The sequence below is a fragment of the Arthrobacter sp. Leaf69 genome, assembly GCF_001422645.1.
Classification (GTDB): domain Bacteria; phylum Actinomycetota; class Actinomycetes; order Actinomycetales; family Micrococcaceae; genus Arthrobacter.
Genome location: NZ_LMLR01000012.1, coordinates 390 through 21,273, shown reverse-complemented (window position 1 = coordinate 21,273; position 20,884 = coordinate 390). Strand labels below are relative to the sequence as shown.

20 protein-coding genes are annotated in these 20,884 nt (G+C 67.2%); 15 read left to right on the top strand and 5 right to left on the bottom strand.

The annotated features are described in order from the left end of the window. Positions 1-101: 101 nt before the first annotated feature. From ASE96_RS11410 to ASE96_RS11390, 5 genes are all read left to right on the top strand, one after another. Positions 102-515: a VOC family protein gene (locus tag ASE96_RS11410; protein WP_056430144.1), complete on the top strand. Its 414-nt coding sequence runs from the start codon at positions 102-104 to the stop codon at positions 513-515. Positions 516-652: 137 nt separating this feature from the next. After that, positions 653-862 (top strand): hypothetical protein, encoded by a 210-nt coding sequence (locus tag ASE96_RS11405; protein ID WP_056430141.1) that lies wholly within the window; start codon positions 653-655, stop codon positions 860-862. A gap of 80 nt (positions 863-942) precedes the next feature. Then, entirely contained in the window at positions 943-1,752 is an 810-nt protein-coding gene (locus tag ASE96_RS11400; protein ID WP_056430139.1) for an alpha/beta fold hydrolase, read from the top strand. After that, a complete protein-coding gene (locus ASE96_RS11395) occupies positions 1,749-2,444 on the top strand; it encodes an esterase/lipase family protein (RefSeq protein ID WP_235500223.1) in 696 nt (231 codons plus the stop codon). Before ASE96_RS11400 ends, ASE96_RS11395 begins: the two co-directional genes overlap by 4 nt. Before the next feature lie 87 nt (positions 2,445-2,531). Further along, entirely contained in the window at positions 2,532-4,565 is a 2,034-nt protein-coding gene (locus ASE96_RS11390; protein ID WP_056430136.1) for a putative bifunctional diguanylate cyclase/phosphodiesterase, read from the top strand. Here ASE96_RS11390 and ASE96_RS11385 read toward each other — a convergent pair. After that, positions 4,562-5,311 carry a GAF and ANTAR domain-containing protein gene (locus ASE96_RS11385; RefSeq protein ID WP_056430983.1) on the bottom strand — a complete coding sequence of 250 codons (750 nt, stop codon included), beginning with the start codon at positions 5,309-5,311 and terminating at the stop codon, positions 4,562-4,564. The genes ASE96_RS11390 and ASE96_RS11385 overlap by 4 nt on opposite strands. A gap of 244 nt (positions 5,312-5,555) precedes the next feature. On the opposite strand from ASE96_RS11385, the gene mgtA reads away from it, so the two are divergent. Next, positions 5,556-8,288, top strand: a complete 2,733-nt coding sequence (gene mgtA, locus ASE96_RS11380) for a magnesium-translocating P-type ATPase (RefSeq protein WP_056430132.1) — start codon at positions 5,556-5,558, stop codon at positions 8,286-8,288. A 94-nt stretch (positions 8,289-8,382) separates the two neighbouring features. After that, a complete protein-coding gene (locus ASE96_RS11375) occupies positions 8,383-9,735 on the top strand; it encodes a phosphoribosyltransferase (RefSeq protein WP_056430129.1) in 1,353 nt (450 codons plus the stop codon). A 5-nt stretch (positions 9,736-9,740) separates the two neighbouring features. On the opposite strand, the gene ASE96_RS11370 is transcribed toward ASE96_RS11375, so the two are convergent. The 3 genes from ASE96_RS11370 to ASE96_RS11360 are packed head-to-tail and all read right to left on the bottom strand — an operon-like array spanning position 9,741 to position 11,634. Continuing rightward, on the bottom strand, positions 9,741-10,490 hold the full coding sequence (locus ASE96_RS11370; RefSeq protein ID WP_056430125.1) for a hypothetical protein: 750 nt from the start codon (positions 10,488-10,490) through the stop codon (positions 9,741-9,743). After that, entirely contained in the window at positions 10,487-11,173 is a 687-nt protein-coding gene (locus tag ASE96_RS11365; RefSeq protein WP_056430122.1) for a hypothetical protein, read from the bottom strand. Before ASE96_RS11365 ends, ASE96_RS11370 begins: the two co-directional genes overlap by 4 nt. Continuing rightward, on the bottom strand, positions 11,170-11,634 hold the full coding sequence (locus ASE96_RS11360) for a universal stress protein (protein WP_056430119.1): 465 nt from the start codon (positions 11,632-11,634) through the stop codon (positions 11,170-11,172). The genes ASE96_RS11365 and ASE96_RS11360 overlap by 4 nt, the downstream gene beginning before the upstream one ends. A 159-nt stretch (positions 11,635-11,793) precedes the next feature. Between ASE96_RS11360 and ASE96_RS11355 the strand changes: the two genes are divergently transcribed. After that, the gene (locus ASE96_RS11355; protein WP_056430116.1) at positions 11,794-12,666 is read left to right on the top strand and encodes an NAD-dependent epimerase/dehydratase family protein; all 873 of its coding nucleotides are present in this window, start codon (positions 11,794-11,796) and stop codon (positions 12,664-12,666) included. Positions 12,667-12,674: 8 nt separating this feature from the next. After that, on the top strand, positions 12,675-13,706 hold the full coding sequence (locus ASE96_RS11350) for an aldo/keto reductase (RefSeq protein ID WP_056430114.1): 1,032 nt from the start codon (positions 12,675-12,677) through the stop codon (positions 13,704-13,706). Here ASE96_RS11350 and ASE96_RS11345 read toward each other — a convergent pair. Next, on the bottom strand, positions 13,703-14,446 hold the full coding sequence (locus tag ASE96_RS11345; protein ID WP_056430110.1) for a FadR/GntR family transcriptional regulator: 744 nt from the start codon (positions 14,444-14,446) through the stop codon (positions 13,703-13,705). The genes ASE96_RS11350 and ASE96_RS11345 overlap by 4 nt on opposite strands. A 140-nt stretch (positions 14,447-14,586) precedes the next feature. Here ASE96_RS11345 and ASE96_RS11340 point away from each other — a divergent pair, with 140 nt between their 5' ends. The 6 genes from ASE96_RS11340 to ASE96_RS11315 all read left to right on the top strand — a co-directional run bounded on the left by ASE96_RS11340 (position 14,587) and on the right by ASE96_RS11315 (position 20,717). Next, positions 14,587-15,882 carry an ABC transporter substrate-binding protein gene (locus ASE96_RS11340; RefSeq protein WP_056430107.1) on the top strand — a complete coding sequence of 432 codons (1,296 nt, stop codon included), beginning with the start codon at positions 14,587-14,589 and terminating at the stop codon, positions 15,880-15,882. A 112-nt stretch (positions 15,883-15,994) separates the two neighbouring features. Then, complete coding sequence (locus ASE96_RS11335) at positions 15,995-16,963, top strand: carbohydrate ABC transporter permease (RefSeq protein ID WP_056430105.1); 969 nt, start codon at positions 15,995-15,997, stop codon at positions 16,961-16,963. Further along, on the top strand, positions 16,960-17,871 hold the full coding sequence (locus ASE96_RS11330; protein WP_056430103.1) for a carbohydrate ABC transporter permease: 912 nt from the start codon (positions 16,960-16,962) through the stop codon (positions 17,869-17,871). Before ASE96_RS11335 ends, ASE96_RS11330 begins: the two co-directional genes overlap by 4 nt. A gap of 7 nt (positions 17,872-17,878) precedes the next feature. After that, positions 17,879-19,027 carry a galactonate dehydratase gene (gene dgoD / locus ASE96_RS11325; protein ID WP_056430100.1) on the top strand — a complete coding sequence of 383 codons (1,149 nt, stop codon included), beginning with the start codon at positions 17,879-17,881 and terminating at the stop codon, positions 19,025-19,027. Positions 19,028-19,032: 5 nt separating this feature from the next. Continuing rightward, positions 19,033-19,707, top strand: a complete 675-nt coding sequence (locus tag ASE96_RS11320; protein ID WP_056430981.1) for a bifunctional 4-hydroxy-2-oxoglutarate aldolase/2-dehydro-3-deoxy-phosphogluconate aldolase — start codon at positions 19,033-19,035, stop codon at positions 19,705-19,707. Continuing rightward, positions 19,704-20,717, top strand: coding sequence for a sugar kinase (locus ASE96_RS11315; RefSeq protein ID WP_235500222.1), 1,014 nt, complete (start codon positions 19,704-19,706; stop codon positions 20,715-20,717). Before ASE96_RS11320 ends, ASE96_RS11315 begins: the two co-directional genes overlap by 4 nt. Positions 20,718-20,884: the final 167 nt, after the last annotated feature.

Here is a 20,884-nt window from a genome sequence, read left to right as displayed (position 1 = left end):
GTGAATGCCTGATTTGGGGCAGGATATGCCATGTAAATGTGTGCCGGCCGCGCCGCAACATGGCACGCTTGCCGGCATCCCAGCTGCAAGGAGTCCCGGATATGACAACGCTGAACCCGTACCTGAGTTTCCGCGACAACGCCAAGGAGGCCATGACCTTCTACCAGTCGGTCTTTGGCGGTGAACTGAACATGAGCACCTTCGGCGAATACCACGCCAGCGAAGATCCTGCCGAGCAGGACAAGATCATGCATGCCATGCTGACCACAGACAAAGGCATGGTGTTGATGGGCGCGGACACGCCCAACGGCATGGACTTCACGCCCGGCAGCAGCATCTCCGTTTCCCTGAGCGGTACGGACGAGACCGAACTGCGCGGCTACTTCGACAAGCTCGCCGAAAGCGGAAACGTGACAGTCCCCATGGAGAAAGCCCCGTGGGGAGATGTCTTCGGCATGTGCACGGATAAGTTCGGCACGGACTGGCTGGTCAACGTCGGCCCCGAGCCGGCCTAGGCCTAGGCGCTGCCTCAGGCGCGGCCTAAGTCAAAGGGCGGGCCGCCGTATTCCTCTCGCGCCGGGGCGCGGCTATCCTAAAGGCGGCCGGGACATCGCATTATCGAGTCCACATGTCCTGCCCAGAGAGGCACGCCATGACCGAGAAGCTGCACCTGACGCCGGAGGATGAATTCCCGGAGGACCTCAGTAAGGTGGAGGACAAGGACTTGCAGGTCCTCGACAGCCAGGTCCAGCGGCAGCTGGACTACGAGTACGTGGCTGAGGGTGAACCTAACCCGGAGACCGAATTCAGGCACTACGACCTTGACGAGGAGTTCAGCGAGCGGGACAAGCGCCAAGACTGACCGGTGGAATTCTGTCAGTATGCTTAGTGGACGCTGACACGCGGCGCGGACAGAGAGCGCTGAACAGAAAAGAGCCCACCATGTGCAGGCCCGACCGTCTAGAGATCGAGGCCGCAGGCCATGTGGGCCACGTGTTCGTCTCCAGGGGCCACGCCGGCCCGGCCGACGGCGGGGCCGCACGCCCCGCCGTCGTACTGATCCACGGGATCGGCGTCTCGCACCGTTATCTCGGCAGGCTCCACGGGCTGCTGGCGGAGTCTGCCGACACCTACTCGATCGATCTCCCCGGGTTCGGCGCGACGCCACGCCCGGAAAACACGCTCTCGGTCGCGGACCACGCCACCTACATCCTCGGAGCCCTGGAACAGCTGGGGGTTTTGGAATTCGTGCTGGTCGGACATTCGATGGGCTCCCAGTTCGCCGTAGAGGCTGCACTTCAGCAGCCCGAGCGGGTGTCCCATCTGGTCCTGATGGGGCCCGTGGTTGATTCCAAGCGGCGCACCGTCATGCAGCAGGCCCTCGCACTCGGCCGGGACAGCCTGTTCTTCGAAAGCCCGTCCGCCAACGCCCTCGTCTTCACGGACTATCTCCGCTGCGGGCCCGTCTGGTACCTGAAGACCCTCCGCGTCATGATGGGCTACCCCACGGAGCAGAAAATTACGGGAGTCTCTGCCCCGGTCCTGGTGGTGCGCGGCGCGAACGACCCCGTCGCCTCGGCTGACTGGTGCCGCCGCCTTGCCGCCCACGCGGCCGAGGGGCAGCTGCTCGAAATCGCAGGCACCGGGCACGTCGTGCAGCACAACCGGTCCGTGGAAGTGGCGGCAGCCATCCTGGAATTTGCCGGGATCCGCCAGACCGCCGGGGAGGCCTCCCAAGGACATCCGGCGTGAGCGGGGTGCTGAGCGGGGTGCTGCAAACCGCCCGCTGGTGGGTCCAGGACTATCTGTATGCCGCGGGTCGGCAGGTCCTCAGCGCAGCCTCCCGGACCAGGCCGGAGGATTTCCTCGGCGGGACCGGACGGCCCGTCGTGGTGATTCCGGGAGTGTATGAGGATTGGCGCTTTATGCTGCCGCTCGTCGAGCGGCTTCATGAAGCGGGCCACCCGGTGCATGTGCTGGCATTGCTGCACCGGAACCGGCTCGCGGTGCCTAGGGCCGCAGATCTGATCGCCGGATACATCAGGGAGCGTGAGCTCACGGACGCGATGATCGTCGCGCACAGCAAGGGCGGACTGATCGGCAAATTCGTGATGATGCAGCTGGATCCGGATCGCCGGATCGCGGGCATGGTGGCGGTCTGCTCGCCATTCTCCGGATCGCGCTACGCGTCATTCATGCTGCTGCCGAGCCTGCGCGCCTTCTCGCCCCGGAGTGCGGTGACCATGCAACTCGCCCGGGAGGAACGCGTCAACGAGCGCATCACTTCGGTCTACGGACGCTTTGACCCGCACATCCCCGAGGGCAGTGTGCTGCCCGGCGCCCGGAACATCCAGCTGGACACCGCCGGGCACTTCCGGATCCTGGCCGATGAGGACACCGTCCGAACCATCCTGGACATCGCGGCCGCGCCTGAGCGCCAATAGTTGCCGGGCGTTCGGCCACGGGACGGCTAGTCTGTCAGTGAACTTATCAATTTCCGGACCCCGGACTGACTTTTCAATGGATCCAGCATGTCTCTTCGCAGGCCAACTCCCGCGCCCGCGGCCTCGCCCCACGTTGCCGACGGCATTCCCCCGGAGCTCCTTGTCAGGGCGCTGTCCGCAACGTCCGAAATCTCGCTGATCACGGATGCTGCGCAGAACATCCTGCACGCCAGCCGCTCCTTCAGTACCATCACCGGGTACTCGGAAGCCGAGGTGCTGGGCAGTAACTGCCGGATCCTCCAGGGGCCGGGTACAGCGCCGGAGGCCGCCGCGACCATCCGGGACGCATTGGCGCGCGGGGAACAGTTCCGCGGGGACATCCTCAACTACCGCAAGGACGGGTCACCGTTCTGGAACGCACTGACCATCACGCCGCTCCTGGACGAGGACGGTCACGTGACACACTTCGTCAGCGTGCAGCGGGACATTAATGCCCGGATGGCACTGCACGAACAGCTCCGCTTCCAGGCCACCCACGATCAGCTGACAGGCCTGCCCAACCGCGCGGCCCTGGACGGACACCTCGCCAAGTCGCTGGATCCCGACGGCGGCTCCCGTCCCGCCGTCGCCGTCGGGCTGATTGACCTGGACCGGTTCAAGGAAGTGAACAATGCCCTGGGTCACGAGGCCGGCGACGTCATCCTGAAAAGCTGGGCGGCGAGGATGCAGGCGCGGCTCCAGCCGGCCGAGTTCCTCGCCCGGATGGGCGGCGACGAATTTGTGCTTGTGGTTGAAGGGGCAGGCGGGGATGACGCCGCGGCGACATTGGCCGGTGTGCTCCGCCGGCTCGGGCGCAGTGTCGATGAACCCTTCGAAGTGGCAGGGGAAACGATTTCCCTGACCATGAGCGCGGGGCTGGCATGTTCGCCCCGGGACGGCAATGACATGCGAACCCTGCTGCGCGGCGCCGACGCGGCCCTCAATGTGGCTAAAGCGCGAACCGCGGGAACGCAGGGCTGGTGGGAACTTTCCGGGGACGCGTCGGACGCGGCTCCGGCCCCCGCGCCGACAGCCGGCGCACCCGCCGGGGTGTCGACGTCGGCAGACCCGGCCGGCGACGTCGTTGCCTCGTACAAGGAGCAACTGTTCGACGGCGGGCTGGAAATGTTCATGCAGCCCGCGGTGGACCTTCACGCCGGCAGCGTTTACCTCTTCGAGTCCTTGGCCCGGTTACGGCTGCGCGACGGCAGCCTTGTACCGCCGGCAGCATTCCTCCCGCACCTCAGCCCGGCGGAGACGGACATGCTGTTCGGGGTGGGACTCGATCAGGTGCTGGCCTGCCTCGCGGCCTGGGACGGGCTGGGGCTGTCCGCCAAGGCCTCAATTAACATTGCGCCGTCCAGCCTGCTGGGCCCGGACTGCGTGCGTTTCGTTGAAGAGGCCCTCCGACGTCACACGATCGCGCCGCCGCGGCTGGTCCTGGAATTACTCGAGACCGAGACCACGGACTGGGACCTGCTGCGGGGCCCCCTGGACCGCCTGGTCGAGCTGGGCGTCGGACTCGCCATGGACGATCTGGGCGCGGGCTACAGCAGCCTGAAGCGGCTGTCCATGCTGCCCTTCACGGCGGTCAAAATCGACAGGGACATGCTCACCGGCCTGCGCACCAGCCCGCTGGAGACCCTCAGCCTCATCGCCACGCTGGTGCAGATTGGCAGGGATTTCGACCTGTCGGTCGTGGCAGAGGGGCTGGAGGACCTCGGCATGACCGAAGCCGTGGCCGTGCTCGGAGCCAGGTACGGCCAGGGGTACCATCTCGCCCGCCCGATGCCTGCCGCCGAGGTGCCGGGCTGGACGGCGGACTTCGAATCGCGCGAATCCGCCCGCCAGGTCACCACGGCCCTCGGAGCCCTGGCTTTCCACTGGAAGTTCCTTCGCCTCGGATCCCCGCACCCGCACCGCATCCAGGACTGCCCCTTGACGGATTACCTCGAGTCCCGCGGCGGACGGCAGGGCGACGTCCACCGCTGGCACGCGCAGCAGCACCGGGCCGACAGCAGTTCGGGCGCCAGTCGGATGATCGTGGACTGGCTGATCCGGGAAATCCGGCGCGAGGCTTAGACGTCGAAGTGCGTCCTGGCCGGCCCCTTGCCCAGTGATTCCACGACGCCGGCGGCCACCACATGCAGCTTGATGTTGCGCGCGCTGGAGGCGGCCTTGAGGAGCTCAAAGGCGGCGTCCTGGCTGCAGCGGTTCTGCGCCATGATGATGCCCACCGCGACGTCGATGCCGGTCCGAGTCTCCAGGGTGGCCCTGAGGTTCGCCGCCGTGTCGCTGTAGTTCGCGAAACGCACGGCGAGGCGCAGTGCCATGGACGTCTGGCTCACGAAGTTCCGGGCCAGGTCCATCGCCCTGCCGTCGAACCGGCCGGACCGGTGCGAGTACAGGTTGAGGGCCGCGCGGGTGTCGCCGTCCAGCAGGAACGGAAGGGCCAGAATCGAGCGGACGCCGTGGCCCCGGACGGTGGCGGCGTATTGCGGCCAGCGTCCGCAATCCTCAAGGTCGCGGATATGAACAGTTTCCTGTTCCCGGGAGGCCGTCACACACGGGCCGTCACCGAAGGTGTACTGGATTTCGTCCATGACCTGGGCTTCCGGGCTGCTGCTGGCCACCGTCGCGGCCTTGCGGTGGCGGAAGAGCGTGATCCCGCAGAGGATCTCGTCACCGGGTTCCGAGAGGCTGCAGGCGGATACCCGCGCCAATTCGCCCAGGAACTCCTCAACGTCGGAGCTGCTGAGCACCAGTTCATTGAAGTGCTGATTGGTTGATGTCGCGTCTGTGTAAGCTGCGGTTGATTCGCTAACCACTGTCTCGTCGTGCCGTTTCACTCAGGTCAAAACGATCCGGACAGGCCACCGACGTGCGGGAAGCTGCAACGGCGGGCGGCCGGATCGAAGAACAATCCAACGGCCCGCTGCAGAACCGTACCGGAAAATTATATACAGCCGCTTCACGCCTGTCCGTCCGGTCCGGCGCAGCCCGCAAACCGCCAGGCAATGCCGGGCAGCGGACGTACCCTAGGACATAACTCGACTCTCGAACGGAAACTCCATGCCAGAGCTCGATATACGGGAACCGCGCTCCCAGCCCCTCGCCATCTCAGAAGCCGCCCACCGGCCCGCGGACGAGGTTCTGGAGGGGCTGGGATCCGGCGTGGAGGGAGTCAGTGGCGGCGAGGCCGCCCGGCGCCTCGCGGAGCTGGGACCGAACGCGTTACGTACCCACCAGGCCAGCGGATGGTCTGTGCTGGGCCGGCAGCTGCGCAGCCCTATCCTGATCCTGCTGCTCGTCACGGCCGGACTCTCGCTCTTCCTCGGCGACGCCACGAACTCAATCGTGATCGGCGTCATCCTGCTGGTTAGCGTCGGCCTCGGCTTCAGCAACGAATTCCGCGCCGAACGGGCCGCGGAGGCGCTGCACTCCCGGGTCACCCACCGCGCAGTCGTGGTCCGCGACGGGACCCCCCAGGAAGTGGACGTCACCGCCCTGGTGCCTGGCGACGTCGTGCATCTGGCCATTGGCGCGATTATCCCCGCCGACATGAGGCTGCTGAGCGCCGAAGACCTGCTGTGCGATGAAAGCATCCTCACCGGGGAATCAATGCCAGCCGGTAAGGACCCCGCCCCGGTCCCCGCCGCCGCAGCGCTGGGCGACCTGACATCGTGCCTGTTCATGGGAACAGTGATCCAAGCCGGGAACTGCGCCGGTGTGGTGGTCTCCACCGGCGGGCGGGCCGAATTTGGCCGGATCGCCCTGGCCCTCGGCGAGCGTCAGCCCCAGACCGAATTCCAGCGGGGCCTCCAGGGCTTCTCCTACCTGCTGCTCCAGGTGGCGATCGGCCTCACGTCCCTGATCTTCCTCGCAAACCTGTTACTGCAACGGCCCGTCATCGAGTCGCTGCTCTTCTCGCTCGCGATCGCCGTCGGGATCACACCGCAGCTGTTGCCCGCCATCGTCAGCACCAGCCTGGCCACCGGAACCCGGCAGCTGGCCAAGCGCAAGGTCCTGGTCAAACGCCTGGTCTGCATTGAGGACCTCGGCGACATGGATGTCCTGGTGACAGACAAGACCGGGACGCTGACGGATGGCCGGATCAGCTTCACCGCGGCCCTGCCCACCGGCCCAGGGATCTCCGCCAGCGACTTGCTGACCCTGGGGCTGCTCGCCACCGAAGCCGACTATGCGGAATCCCAGGCGTCCCCTGTGGGCCTGAATCCGCTTGACGCCGCGCTGTGGACTTCCACCGACGCCGCAACTTTCGCGCCTGCCCGGTATGTGCGCCTCGACGTCATCGATTTCGACCATCTGCGGCGGCGGACCAGCGTGCTGGTCAGCGAAGCCGGCGCCGCCGCCCGCATCGTCACGAAGGGCTCACCGGAAGATGTCCTGGCGCTCTGCGGGGACACGCCGGCCAGTGTGCAGGCGATGCTGGATGAACAGTTCAATGCCGGATCCCGGGTGTTGGCCGTCGCCACCAGGGCCGCCGATGGCCTGTCCGCGATCGGGCCCGCCGACGAAAAGGACCTGGTCCTCGCCGGGTTCCTCATCTTCCTGGACAGGCCCAAAGCCAACGTCCGCGCCTCCCTGGACAGGCTCGAGGAGCTCGGCATCACGGTCAAGATCGCTACCGGGGACAATCCCAAGGTGGCCGAAAAGGTCTGCGACGAACTCGGGGTACTCTCCGGCGGTACCCTGACCGGCGGCGACGTCGAGGCCCTGTCGGATCCGGAACTTGCTGCTGCTGCGCGCGAGGCCAGCATCTTCGCCCGCGTCTCGCCCGAACAGAAGGCCCGGATCATCCGGCTGCTGCGGCGAAGCGGTGGGTCCGTCGGATTTATGGGCGACGGCGTCAACGACGCGCTGGCGCTGCACGCGGCGGATGTCGGCATCTCCGTCGACAGCGCCACCGACGTCGCAAAGGATGCCGCCGACGTGGTGCTGCTGGACAAGGACCTGGGAGTCCTGGCCGAAGGCGTGATGGAAGGCCGGCGGATCTTTGCCAACACCATTAAATACGTGCTTATGGGCACATCCAGCAACTTTGGAAACATGTTCAGCGCCGCGATCGCCTCCGTGGTCTTGAGCTTCCTGCCGATGCTGCCGGGGCAGATCCTGCTGAACAACCTGCTGTACGACGCCGGCCAGCTCGCTATCCCGGGGGACCGGGTGGACCCTGAACAGCTCCTGGCGCCGTCGCACTGGGACATCGGGTTCATCCGGCGGTTTATGTTCCTTTTCGGTCCCATCAGCTCACTGTTCGATTTCGCCACGTTCGCCCTGATGCTGTTCGTCTTCGATGCCGTTCCGGGCGAATTTCGCGCCGGCTGGTTCATAGAGTCGATCGTCACGCAGACGCTGATCATCTTCGTCATCCGGACCCGGCGAGTGCCCTTCTTCCGCAGCCGCCCGTCGGTGGGCCTCGTCGGCGCGTCCCTTGGCGTCATGGCTCTCGGCGTTTACCTTCCGCTCTCGCCCCTGGCCGGTGTGCTTGGATTCGATCCGTTGCCCGTTCCCTTCTTCCTCGCCCTGTTGGGGATGGCAGTGGTGTACCTGGTGATGGTGGAAATGGCGAAACTCTGGTTCTATGCCCGCGCGGCGCAGCAGCCTGTCCCGCCCCGGACGGCAGCGGTGCGGCGCCGCGGCCGGACCCACCACATTGCGCGCCGGGCAGCGCGGTTCAGCACTGCGAAAGCCGGCCCCTTGCTCCACTACCGGGGACCGGGGTGGCGGCGTCGCCAAACCGGGCATAAAGGCCCTCACGTACCGAGGGTTCCTGTCAGATAGTGGGAGGGAGAGGCCAATCGGTCGATTTCCCAGCCTGCGGAGCGCACGCCTGGATGAAGGCCACGGCCGGCACCTCGACTGGAAAGCCTAACCGATGAGCATTTTCGAAGACAGGGTCGACGCCGGCCGGCAACTGGGCCGACGGCTCGCGGACCTGCGGGGCCAGGACATCGTGGTCCTGGGCCTGCCGCGTGGCGGGGTCCCGGTGGCCTTCGAGGTCGCCGCCGCCCTCGACGCACCGCTGGACGTGATCGTAGTGCGGAAGCTGGGGCTTCCCTACCAGCCCGAGCTTGCCATGGGAGCGATCGGGGAGGGTGGCGCCCGCGTGCTGGAGGAGCGCGTGCTGGCGCATGCCCGGGTCAGTGACACGGAGCTGCAGGCCGTCGAGGACCATGAACGTGCTGTCTTGGAGAACCGTGTGGCCCGGTTCCGGAAGGGCCGAACCCGGCAGGACCTCACCGGACGCATCGCGGTGATAGTCGACGACGGGATCGCCACGGGGTCCACTGCCAGGGTCGCCTGCCGGATAGCCCGGCAGCTTGGTGCCGCGAGGGTAATCCTCGCTGTTCCGGTGGCCCCCGCCGACACCCTCGGGAGCCTGACCGAGCCGGACGAAATAGTCTGCCTCGCCACCCCGCACCACTTCTCGGCGGTGGGTTACCACTACCGCGATTTCTCGCCCACCGAGGACGACGAAGTGGTGCAGCTGCTCGACGCGGCGGCCAAGCGCCTGCGGAATTCCCAGCCGGCGCCATGGAATCCCTCCGCGGCCGGCGCGGAGGACCCGGCGGAGATCGACGAGGAAGTCGAGATCCCGTCGCGCGGGGTGCGGCTCCAAGGCCAGCTGCACCTGCCGGTCCCGGCCCGGGGGGTGGTGCTGTTCGCGCACGGCAGCGGCAGCAGCCGCCACAGCCCGCGGAACAGGTATGTTGCCGGGGTGCTGCAGCAGGCCGGACTCGGCACACTGCTGCTGGATCTGCTGACCCCGACGGAGGAACGGCACCGGGCCAATGTTTTCGATATCGAACTGCTGGCCCGCAGGCTGTCCTCAGCCACGGACTGGCTCGCTACGCGGCAGGACACGGCCTCCTGCACTATCGGCTATTTCGGTGCCAGCACCGGTGCCGGGGCCGCGCTCTGGGCAGCATCCGAACCAACCGCCAGGATCGATGCCGTCGTTTCCCGCGGCGGCCGCCCTGATCTGGCGGGGCCCAGGTTGTCCGCCGTCCGGGCGCCCACGCTCCTTATCGTGGGCAGCTATGACTACGAAGTGCTGGAGCTCAACCGCAAGGCGAAGTCCATGATGCGCTGTCCCAACCAGCTGGCCGTGGTCCAGGGCGCCACGCATCTCTTTGAAGAACCCGGCACATTGGCGGCGGCAGCCATCCTAGCCAGGGACTGGTTCGTCGACTACCTGCTGCAGGCCGAAACCGAACTCCGGAAGTAGGCGCGTCAGACCCCGTGGGCCTTGTGGTGGCCGCCTGCGCGGTGGCGGAAGGCGTAGATCAGCAAAGCCACCCCGGCGAGCACCAGCAGCACGGGGACGAAAAATTCGCTGGCGGTGAGCAGAACCGTGGCCTGCAAGGCGAAGATCAGCCCCAGCACGGCGAGTACCGCGGCCGGAATCAACGGCCACTTCATCCTTGCTGGTTCCGCCGGCGCTTGCTGGCCTGGCTGACCGTGCGGACCGGGGAAAGCCTCAGCCGGGCCCGGTCTGTGCTCGGGGCGGACGGGAACCAGGGCGAGCGCCGCGAACGTGGCAGCCAGGCCCAGGAACAGGCCCGCGGCAACGGGCATGCCGCCCCAGGCCGGCGGGAGGGCCACCACGAGTGAGAGTGTCAGCATCACGCCGCAGGGGATCAGCGCCCACCAGTTGGCCGGTTCGCGCACGTACACCGCGGCGAAACCTGCGCCCATGAACAGGAACAGGGAGGCGCCCGCCCAGTACGCCGCCGGTCCCGGCCAGAGCTGGGTGACCAGGATGACCGCCGCCAGCCCCAGGAAAACGGAGCCGGGAATGGCGGCCCACCAGTCATCGCGGCTGCGGAAGAACAGGGTCAGGAAAGCCGTTCCGGCTGCCGCGAAAATGAGCGGCCACACGAGGGCCGCGCTGTCGAGGATCCCAAGCAGATCCAGCAGCAGCAGGACGCCCGCCGCCATCAGTGCGAGACCGGCGATGATGCTGGTCTTCGCTGAATTCACAGTGTGGCTCCCTCCGCCCGGGACTTGATACCCAGGAGCATGCGCCGTTCCATGACGAACTGCAGCGGTTCCAGCAAAGGCCGGAGGATGAGTCCCACGGGCAGGGGCGAATAGTCATACCGCGTCCGGGACAGCAGCCGCGTGGTGCGCTCATCGACGGGTTCCAGCACAAATGTCCAGCTGATCTCCAAACGCGGGCCCGCGGCCGGAGTACCGGCTGGGATGTTCTTTCCGGTGCGCGGATCCATGGTGCCGCCGAGAGCCAGCACGGATTCGGCCACGATTTGCCGCACCGGAATCCCGACGTCGGGGCCCAGCGGAATGGCATCGCCGACGTCGAGCATCTGGTGTTCGGGAAGGATTCGGTCGGCGCTGTGGATGCCGAGGCCGGCGGCGTTCTCCAGCAGGTCGTAGCTGTACATTCCGCCGCGTCCGGCGCCCAGCTGGACGAGCCAGGGCCAGACGCTCGCGGCCGGTGCATTGATGGTGACGGCACGGGTGCTCTGCATCCGCGGTGTCGGTACGAGGTCATCGCCGGGAAGCGGGCCGGCGGACTCCTGGGTGCTTGCACCCCACTGCAACAGCCGGGGCCGGACTGCCAGGACGTAGCAGGCGGCCGCCGCCGCCGCGGCAAGGCCCGCCAGGGGGCCGCGGAGCCGGAGGGATGCAGGGGCCCGGTTCATCCGCCCGGCCGGGTTTTGCCCGTGTCCTCACCGACGACCAGGACCGGGCAGTGGGCATGGGCCGCGCAGGCGCCGCTGACCGACCCCATGATCTGCGCGAGGAAGCCGCCGCGGCCCCGCCGGCCGACCACCAGGAGCTGGGCGTCCCGGCTTTCCTCCACCAGGACCTTCGCCGGCGGGCCGAACTTCACGGTCCGGGTCAGGCCCTCCGGGACGGCGCCGCCGAAGGCCCGGTCCAGGGACTCGTCGACGAGGCGCTTCGCTGTCTCTTCAAGCTCGGTGGTGGTGGGGGAACTCTCTTCGGGCAGATGGGACGCCAGGAAGAGATCCGAGGTGCCGAGGCAGGTGACCACCGCCAGCGGCGCATCGAGGCTCCTGGCCAGGCGCCCGGCGAGCCGGAGCGCCGTCGTCGAGAAATCCGAACCGTCCACACCCACGACTATCCGCTGATCAGCGTTCATGGCACCAGCCTGCCCGGTCCGCCCGGCACCGCCTAGGGCCAAAAGTCACCCGGGAAGTCGACCCGCGGCGACGGCGCGGGGACCCGGGGCTGTGCACCGTCCGCCTGCCCCTCTAGGGTGGAACAAACCCGTCACACAACCCCACCCCAAGGAGTGCTGATGAAAGTTGCTGTTACCGGAGGAAGCGGAAAGCTGGGCCGGAGCGTTGTCCGGCGGCTGAGCGAGGAGGGCCACGACGTCACCAACCTGGACCGCGACGGCGAGCGCGGACACAGGTTTACCAAGGTGGACCTGCGCAACTACGGCCAGGTGGTGGACGTGTTCCTGGGCCTGGAGGACCGGCACTCGGGGTTTGATGCGGTGGTGCACCTCGCCGCGATACCTGCCCCCGGCCTCGCGCCGGACGCCGCCACTTTCGAGAACAACATGCAGGCCACGTACAACGTGTTCCAGGCGGCGCGTCGGGCCGGGATCAAAAAGATTGTCTACGCATCCAGCGAGACGGTGCTGGGACTGCCCTTCGACGTCGATCCTCCCTATATACCGGTGGACGAGGAGTACCCGGCCCGGCCGGAAAGCACCTACTCCCTGGTGAAGCACCTCGAGGAGCAGATGGCCATCCAGCTCACCCGCTGGGATCCGGAGCTAAGCATCACCGGCCTGCGCTTTTCGAACGTGATGGACCCGGAGGACTACGAGGAATTCCCGGGCTTCGACGCCGACGCCAGGCAGCGCAAGTGGAACCTCTGGGGCTACATCGACGGGCGGGACGGGGCACAGGCGGTATCCCGGGCCCTTGAGCACGGCACCCCGGGGTTTGAGGCGTTCATCATTGCCAGCGCGGACACGGTGATGAGCCGTTCCAGCGCCAGTCTGGCCGCGGAGGTGTTCCCGGACGCGCCCGTGGTGAAGGAACTCGGAGAGCACGAAACCCTGCTCTCCATCGACAAGGCCAAACGCCTGCTGGGCTACGCGCCGGAGCACAGCTGGCGGAACTACCACCCGCTCCGCACCACTCCCACCGAAGACTGAGGAGCCCCATGCACTACCGCACCCTGGGCACCAGCGGCGCCGTTGTCTCCAGCTACGCGCTGGGCACCATGACCTTCGGCGCCGAGTCCACCGAGGAACAGTCCCACGCGATCCTTGACCACTACGTCGCGGCGGGCGGCAATTTTATCGACACCGCCGATGTCTACGCCGCAGGGGTCTCGGAGGAGATCATCGGCCACTGGCTCGCCGCGCGCCCGGACGCCCGGGACCGCGTCGTGCTCGCCACCAAGGGCCGCTTCCCGATGGGCGCGGACCCGAACGACGTCGGCACCTCCCGGCGGCACCTTAACCGCGCGCTGGATGACTCGCTGCGCCGTCTGGGCGTGGAACAGATCGACCTGTACCAGTTGCATGCCTGGGATCCGATCACACCGCTGGAGGAATCCCTGCGGTTCCTGGACGATGCCGTCGGGAGCGGGAAGATCGCCTATTACGGGTTCTCGAATTTCCTGGGCTGGCAGCTGACGAAGGCCGTCCACGTGGCGCGCGCCCACGGCTGGAGCGGGCCGGTGACGCTGCAGCCGCAATACAGCCTGCTGGTCCGCGAAATCGAGTCCGAGATTGTTCCGGCCTCGCTCGACGCCGGGATCGGCCTGCTGCCGTGGTCGCCGCTGGGCGGGGGCTGGCTGTCCGGAAAGTACCGGCGGGACCAGCCGCCCGCCGGCGCCACCCGGCTGGGTGAAAACCCGGAACGCGGCATGGAAGCCTGGAAGGCCCGGAATGCCGACCCGCGCACCTGGGAAATCGTGGAGGCAGTGCACGACATCGCCGGCCGCCACGAGGCAAGTGCCGCCCAGGTGTCTTTGGCCTGGCTGGCCGAACAGCCGGCCGTAACCTCCGTGATCCTGGGTGCGCGGAGCACGGAACAGCTCGCCGACAATCTCGCGGCCGCGGATCTCCTGCTGACCGAGGGGGAACTGATGCGGCTGAGCGAGGTGAGCCGGCCGCGCGTCGGGGTCTACCCGTACGGACCGCTGGCCCAGGAGCAGCGCAGCCGGAAGCTCAACGGCGGCCGCTAAGGGGCGGGCGCGGCGGGCTGCTGGTGCCTGGACCAGATGTCGCCCATCTCCTCGGTGGACTGCTCCACGATCCGGCTCATCGCGGCCTGGGCCGCCGCCGCCTCGCCGCGCTGGATGGCGCTGGCCACATCCACATGCAGCTGAAGCGCTTCATGGTGCGGCAGGTGCGGCATCAGGCCGTGCTCGGTGCGCCCCGTCAGGACCTCGGTCACGAGGTTGTGCAACTGGGAAAACATGGCGTTTCCGGAAGCCTTGAGCACGGCGGCGTGGAATTCGATGTCGAGCCGGAGGAATTCGTCGTGGTCTCCGCGCTGCCCCGCTGCCCAGAGCCTGGCCGCTTGGGAGACGAGGTCGCTGCCGGCGTCCAAGGAGGCACGCCCGGCGGCCAGACGCGCGGCGTGGGGTTCGATGGCTCCGCGGAGTTCGTTCAAGGCCTGCAGCTGCTCCAGCCGTTTGGATGAGGCGAGCCGCCAGCGGATTACCTGCGGATCGTAGGCGTTCCAGGAATCTTCCGGCTGGACTACGGTGCCCAGACGGCGTCGTGATTCCAGCATGCCCTTGGAGGAGAGCACCCGGGTGGCTTCCCGGACCACCGAACGGGACACGCTGTGCTGCGCCTCAAGCTCGTCCAGGCGCAGGATCGAGTGCGGCGCCAGGGTCCCCTCGGCTATAGCGAGTCCCAGGTTTTGGACCAGCACGGAATGCAGGTCAGCTGAGGACTCCGCCTTTGGGGTTTTCATAAATAAATCATACGGGTGAGGCGCAAGGGGTTGTTTAAGTCTGCTTTATTTCTCTAAGATCGCTTCCAGAGCAGATGTAAAGATGCATTTGCAGCCGGCTGGACTGTGACGCCCAGCCCTGAAGAACCAAGGGAGTCGTAATGAAGCGACGTTCGATCGTGCAGTACGCGGCTGTCGCCGCGGCCCTGTCTCTGGGCCTCACCGCCTGCGGCGGAGCCAGCGGCAGCAGCGATGCCAAAGCCGCCGGCACCGTCCGGGTCACCCTCGCAAACCACGTCTGGACCGAGGGCATCAAGGCCGCGATTCCGGAATTCGAGAAGTCCAGCGGCCTCAAGGTCGAGCTGACGCAGCTCGGCGAGGACCAGCTTTCTGACCAGTACAACGTCAAGCTCAATGCCGGCAGCGACGAGATCGACGTCATGATGTACCGCCCGCTGCAGGAGGGCAAGGCGTTCGCCAAGAACGGCTACCTCGCCGACCTGACGTCCAAGGTTTCCTCGGACACCGGCTGGGACTGGAAGGACTACCAGGAGGGCCCGGTCAAGGCCACCACGGCTGACGGCAAGGTGGTGGGCGTCCCGATCATCACCGAACGCGAAGTGCTCTACTACCGCAAGGACCTGCTGAAGGCGGCCGGCCTTGAAGTGCCCAAGACCATGGAAGAGCTCGAAGCAGCGGCCAAGGCCATCAAAGCTTCCTCGCCGGGCACCGCAGGCTTTGTGGCCCGCACCGGCAAATCCGCCGCCGTCACCCAGTTCTCCAGCTTCCTGTACAGCTTCGGCGGCGACTTCACGGATGCCAGCGGCAAGTCCGCCGTCAACACCGACGCCGCCAAGAAGGCCTACGCGTACTACGGCGGCCTGATCAAGAACTACGGCCCGGCCAACGTCAGCACCGACATGAGCTGGCCCGAGGCGATGGCCATCTTCACCCAGGGCAAAGCCGCCTTCTACACCGAAGCCGACTCGCTCTACAAGAACGCCACCGACCCGGCCAAGTCCAAGGTCGCGGACACGGTCGGCTTCGCCGCGCTCCCCGCCGGCCCGGCCGGTTCCAAGCCGTACAACATCCCGTCGTGGGGCCTCGCCGTCAACGAAGCCTCGGGCAACCAGGACAACGCCTGGAAGTTCATCCAGTGGGCCACCAGCAAGGAACGCACCCTGGAAGCACAGAAGGCCGGTGTCCCCGGACCCCGCGCCTCCGTCTGGGCCGACCCCGCCGGCACCTCCACCTACCCGGCGGACCTGGCCGAGGCCATCGCCGCCAGCGCCAATAACGGCGTCGGCCACGACCGCCCCGAGGTGGTCACGGTAGGCAAGGCCCGCGAAATCGTGGGCGGACCGATCGTAGCCACCATCACCGGTGAAGACGCTTCCGCAGCAGCCGACACGGCCCACGACGCCTTCCAGAAGTTCCTGGACAGCGAAAAGAAGTAACGCGCCCGGCGCACTTCGCGCCCGATGCATCACCAGCCCGGCGGGGCGGCAGCCCGAACCGCCGCCCCGCCGGGCCAGCTCTTCACTTCACCCCCGACTCCTTAGGTGAACCATGTCTGTATTGACCCCTCCCCGCAGCGCGCAGTCCCAGCCGCCGTCCAGCCGCAACGCCGACCGCGCGGCCGGTGCCCGTGAGAATTTCTCCGCCTGGGCGAACCAGCACCGCAAGTGGCTTTTCGCGGCCCCCGCCATGATCTTCGTGGGCGTCCTGATCATCTTTCCGCTGGCCTGGACCCTTTACCTGAGCCTCACCGATTCGCAGGGCTCGGTCCGGGCTGCCTCCGAGTTCATCGGCCTGGAAAACTACGTCACGGTCCTGTCCGACGTCGAACGCTTCTGGCCCGCCGTCGGACGCACGCTGACGTTCACCGGAGTCGCTCTGGTTTGCGAGGTGGTCCTGGGCATGTGTATCGCGCTGCTGCTATGGCGCCCCTTCCGCGGTGAGAAGTGGGTCCGCGTGGCCATTCTCCTGCCGCTCGTCGCCACCCCGGTAGCTGTCGGCATGATGTGGCGGCTGATCTTCGATCCCAACATCGGCTTCGTCAACCAACTGCTGGGCATGGTCGGCATCCCGCCCCAGCCGTGGCTGTCCGGACAGGACACCGCGCTGGGCACCACAATCTTCATGGACGTGTGGCAGTGGACGCCCATGGTGGTGCTGATCCTGCTCGCCGGCCTGACCTCCCTGTCCGAGGAGCCCGACGAGGCAGCCCGGATGGACGGCGCCAACGCCTTCCAGCGCTTCTTCTTCATCACGTTGCCCCTCATGATGCCGACCGTGATTGTGGCCATCCTGCTCCGGGGCATCGACGCCCTGAAGACCTTCGACATCCTGTACGCCACCAAGGGCAAGGGCGGCGGTTCCTTCCACGAGGTGGAGACCCTCAACGTCTACGCCTACGGCCTGAGCTTCGACTACAACCAGTACGGGCTCTCCTCCGCGGTGCTGATCCTGTTCTTCATGATCATCATCGGCTCCATGTGGCTGCTGACCATGCGCAAGAAAGCGGTAAGCAAATGACCGTACTGTCTGAAAACACAGAACACACCGAAAAGACCGAACCCCGGTCCGCAACCCCCGCCCGGCCCGCACCGGCCCCCCGCCGCCGCAAACCCCTCGGCACGCGCGCCTACAAGGCCTTCCGCGTCGCCGCCCTGATCGCCGTCGTGCTGTTCCTGGTGGCCCCGCTGTTCTGGATGCTGCTGGCATCCTTCAAGACCAACGTGGACATCTACGACACCGGCAAGTCGTTCTTCTTCACCCCCACGGGCGAGAACTACGCGAACGTGCTGCAGCGCAACAACTACTTCGTCTTTATCTTCAACAGCTTCTGGGTGGCCTTCGTCTCCACGGTCCTGTCCCTGGTCCTCGGTGTTCCGGCGGCCTATGCGATGAGCCGCTTCACGATGCACCGCTCGGCCCTGGTGGTCCTGATGGCCCGTGTCATTCCGGGCGTCTCCCTGCTGGTGCCCTGGTACTACGTCTTCTCCAACCTGAAGATGGTGGGCGGCTTCGAGGTCCTGATCCTCAGCCACATGTTCGTCTCGCTGCCGCTGATCGTCTACATCATGATGAGCTACTTCGACTCGCTGCCGCTGGAGCTGGAGGAATCCGCGCAGGTGGACGGGCTCACCCCGATAGGTGCATTCCGGCGCATCACCCTGCCGCTCTCGGTGGCCGGCATGGCCACCGCGGGCATCCTGTCCTTCATCTTCTCGTGGAACAACTTTATGTTCGCCCTGGTGCTTTCCGGTTCCAAGACCAAGACCCTCCCGGTCGCGATCTTCGACTTCGTCTCTTACGCCAGCATCGACTGGGGCGGGCTCATGGCGGCCGCCACGGTGGTCACCGTTCCGATCATGATCATTGCGCTCTTCACGCAGAAGTACATCGTCTCCGGCATGACCGCCGGCGCGACCAAGGGCTAGGCCACCGATGACACTCATCAGCAGGATTGAAACGTTCCTCGTCGCGCCGCGCTGGCTGTTCGTCCGGATCGAAACCGACAGCGGGATCGTCGGCTGGGGCGAGGCCAGCTGCGAAGGCCGCAGCGAAACCGTCCGCACCGCCGTCGACCAGCTCTCCGAACTCCTCATCGGCAACGATGCCCTGCGGATCGAGGACCACTGGCAGGTGATGACCAAGGGGTCCTTCTACCGAGGCGGCCCGATCCTGGCCAGCGCGGTCTCCGGGCTGGACCAGGCCCTGTGGGACATCGCCGGCAAGCACTTCAACACCCCCGTGCACCAGCTTTTGGGCGGCCACGTTCGTGACCGGATCCGGATGTACGGCTGGGTGGGAGGGGACGAGCCCAACGAGGTGGCCGACCAGATCAGCGCCCAGCTGGAGGTCGGGCTCACGGCCGTCAAAATGAACGCCAGCGGCCGGATGAGCCCCATCGCTTCCGTCGCCGAGCTCGACGGCGTCGTCCGCCGCGTCGCGGCCGCCCGCGAGGTCCTGGGCGACCACCGCGACGTCGCGGTCGACTTCCACGGCCGCTTCAGCCTGGCCAACGCCCGGCGGGTGGCGCCGCTGCTGGAGCCGTACCGGCCCTTCTTCCTCGAAGAGCCCGTGGTCCCGGAAAACACCCACTTGCTGCGCGAATTCACCTCGTCAACCACGACGCCGGTCTCCACCGGCGAGCGGCTCTACAGCCGGCAGGAGTTCCTGCCCGCGCTGCAGGCCGGCATCGCGGTGGCCCAGCCGGACCTTTCGCACGCCGGCGGCATCACCGAGGTCCGCAAGATCGCCTCGCTCGCCGAAATCTACGAGGTCCAGCTCGCCCCGCACTGCCCGCTGGGTCCGCTGGCCCTGGCCGCCTGCCTCCAGGTGGGCTTCGCCACGCCCAACTTCCTGATCCAGGAGCAAAGCATCGGCATTCATTACAACCAGGGCGCCGAAGTCCTGGACTACGTGGTGGACAAGTCCCCGCTGAAGTTCGTGGACGGCCACATCGAACGCCTGACCGGCCCGGGTCTCGGCATCGAAATCGACGAGGCCGTGGTCCGCGCCGCGGATAAACGCGGACACGCCTGGCGCGGGCCCGTCTGGCGGCATCCCGACGGAGCCTTCGCAGAATGGTGAACGACATGACAACAGTGCTGACCCCTGAAATGCTCCTCGCGGGAATCCGGGAGACCCGCCTGGTGGCGATAGTCCGCGGCACCGACGGCGGCGCGGCCGCGAAGGCGGCCCTCGCCGCGATGGAGGAGGGCTTCCGCTTCGTCGAAATCGCCCTGACCACGCCGGACGCCCTCGCGGCGATCCGAGCAGTCCGTGCCGCCGCCCCGGCAGGCTGTTTCGTCGGCGCCGGCACGGTGCTGACGGCACAGGACGTGGACCACGTGGCCGAGGCCGGCGGCCAGTTCATAGTGACACCGTCGCTGGCCGGGTCGATCGAAGCCTCTGCTGCCCTGGGGATCCCCGTGCTGGCCGGCGCCCTGACACCCACAGAGGCCTACGATGCGATGAGCCGCGGCGCCGCCGCGGTCAAGCTCTTTCCTGCCTCCATCGGCGGGCCGGGCTACCTCAAGGCGCTGCGTGACCCGTTCCCCGGGATCCCCTTCATTGCCGTCGGCGGCGTGGGGCTCGACGAGGCGGCGGGCTACTGGAACGCGGGTGCCGTCGCCGTCGGCCTCGGCGGACCGCTCTTCGGGGACGCGGGCTCTGGCGGGGATCTGGCGCCGATGCGCGAGCGGGCCCGCGCCTTCGTGGCACTCGCATCCGACTTCGATCGCCGGCTCGCCGCGGAGCGGCTGCCGTGACTTCCGGACCTGTGCTTCCCGTCCCGGGGATTCCTGAGCTCCTGACCTTCGGAGAGTCGATGGTCTCGCTGCGCTCGGCCGGACCGCTGTCCGCCGGCGGCTCCCTGGCGATGCATGTGGCCGGGGCGGAATCGAACGTGGCCGTCGGAGTCGCACGGCTCGGCCACAGGGTGGGCTGGGCCGGAGTGGTGGGCGCCGACCCGCACGGAGAGTTCATCCTGCGGCAGTTGCGGAGCGAGGGCATCGGGGTGCACCACAGGGCGGACGCCTCCCGCGGCACCGGGGTGATGTTCCTGGAGCAGCGCACCGCGGACGTCACCCGTGCCTTCTACTACCGCGCGGGGTCCGCCGGATCCACACTCAGCCGAGACGACGTCGACGCCGCCTTCCGCAACGGCGCCCGCGTCCTGCACCTCACGGGAATCACGGCCGCCCTCAGCCAGGAGGCGCGGCGGGCTGTGGAATACGCGGCCGCGCGGGCTGCCGGCGAAGGGCTGGACGTTTCCCTCGACGTCAACTACCGCAGCAAGCTCTGGTCCCGGAACGAGGCGCGCGCCGTCCTCACCCCGCTGGCCCGGCATGCCAGCATCCTGATCGCCTCCGATGACGAACTTGGCTTGGTCTGCGCTGCAGACGGCGTCAACGGAACGGCCGAACCCCGTGCGGCAGACGACGCCGAAACGGCCATGGCCGCCGAACTCCTCGAGGGCGGCGTGCGGGAGGTGGTGGTCAAGCGCGGCGCGGCCGGCGCCGGGGTCCACACCGCGGCCGGCAGGTGGGAAACACCTGCCGTACCCGTCACCAGCATCGACACCGTGGGCGCCGGGGACGCCTTCACCGCCGGCTACCTCTCGGCCCTGCTCGACGGCGAGGACGTGGCCGGCCGCCTGCAGCGCGGCGCCCTCGCGGGGGCTTTCGCCGTCAGCACTGCAGGTGACTGGGAGGGCCTGCCCCGCCGGGACGAGCTCGCGCTGCTCGGGGCCACGCCCAGCGGAACCACCCAGCGCTAGGGAATGCCCGCAAACATCCACCCGCCCTCCACCGAACTTCAACCGACACCGAAAGCCTGGACCAACTGTGAAAATCATTGCTGCTGAAGTCTTTGTGACCAGCCCTTCGCGGAACTTCGTGACGCTGCGGATCACCACGGAGGATGGTGTGACGGGGATCGGCGACG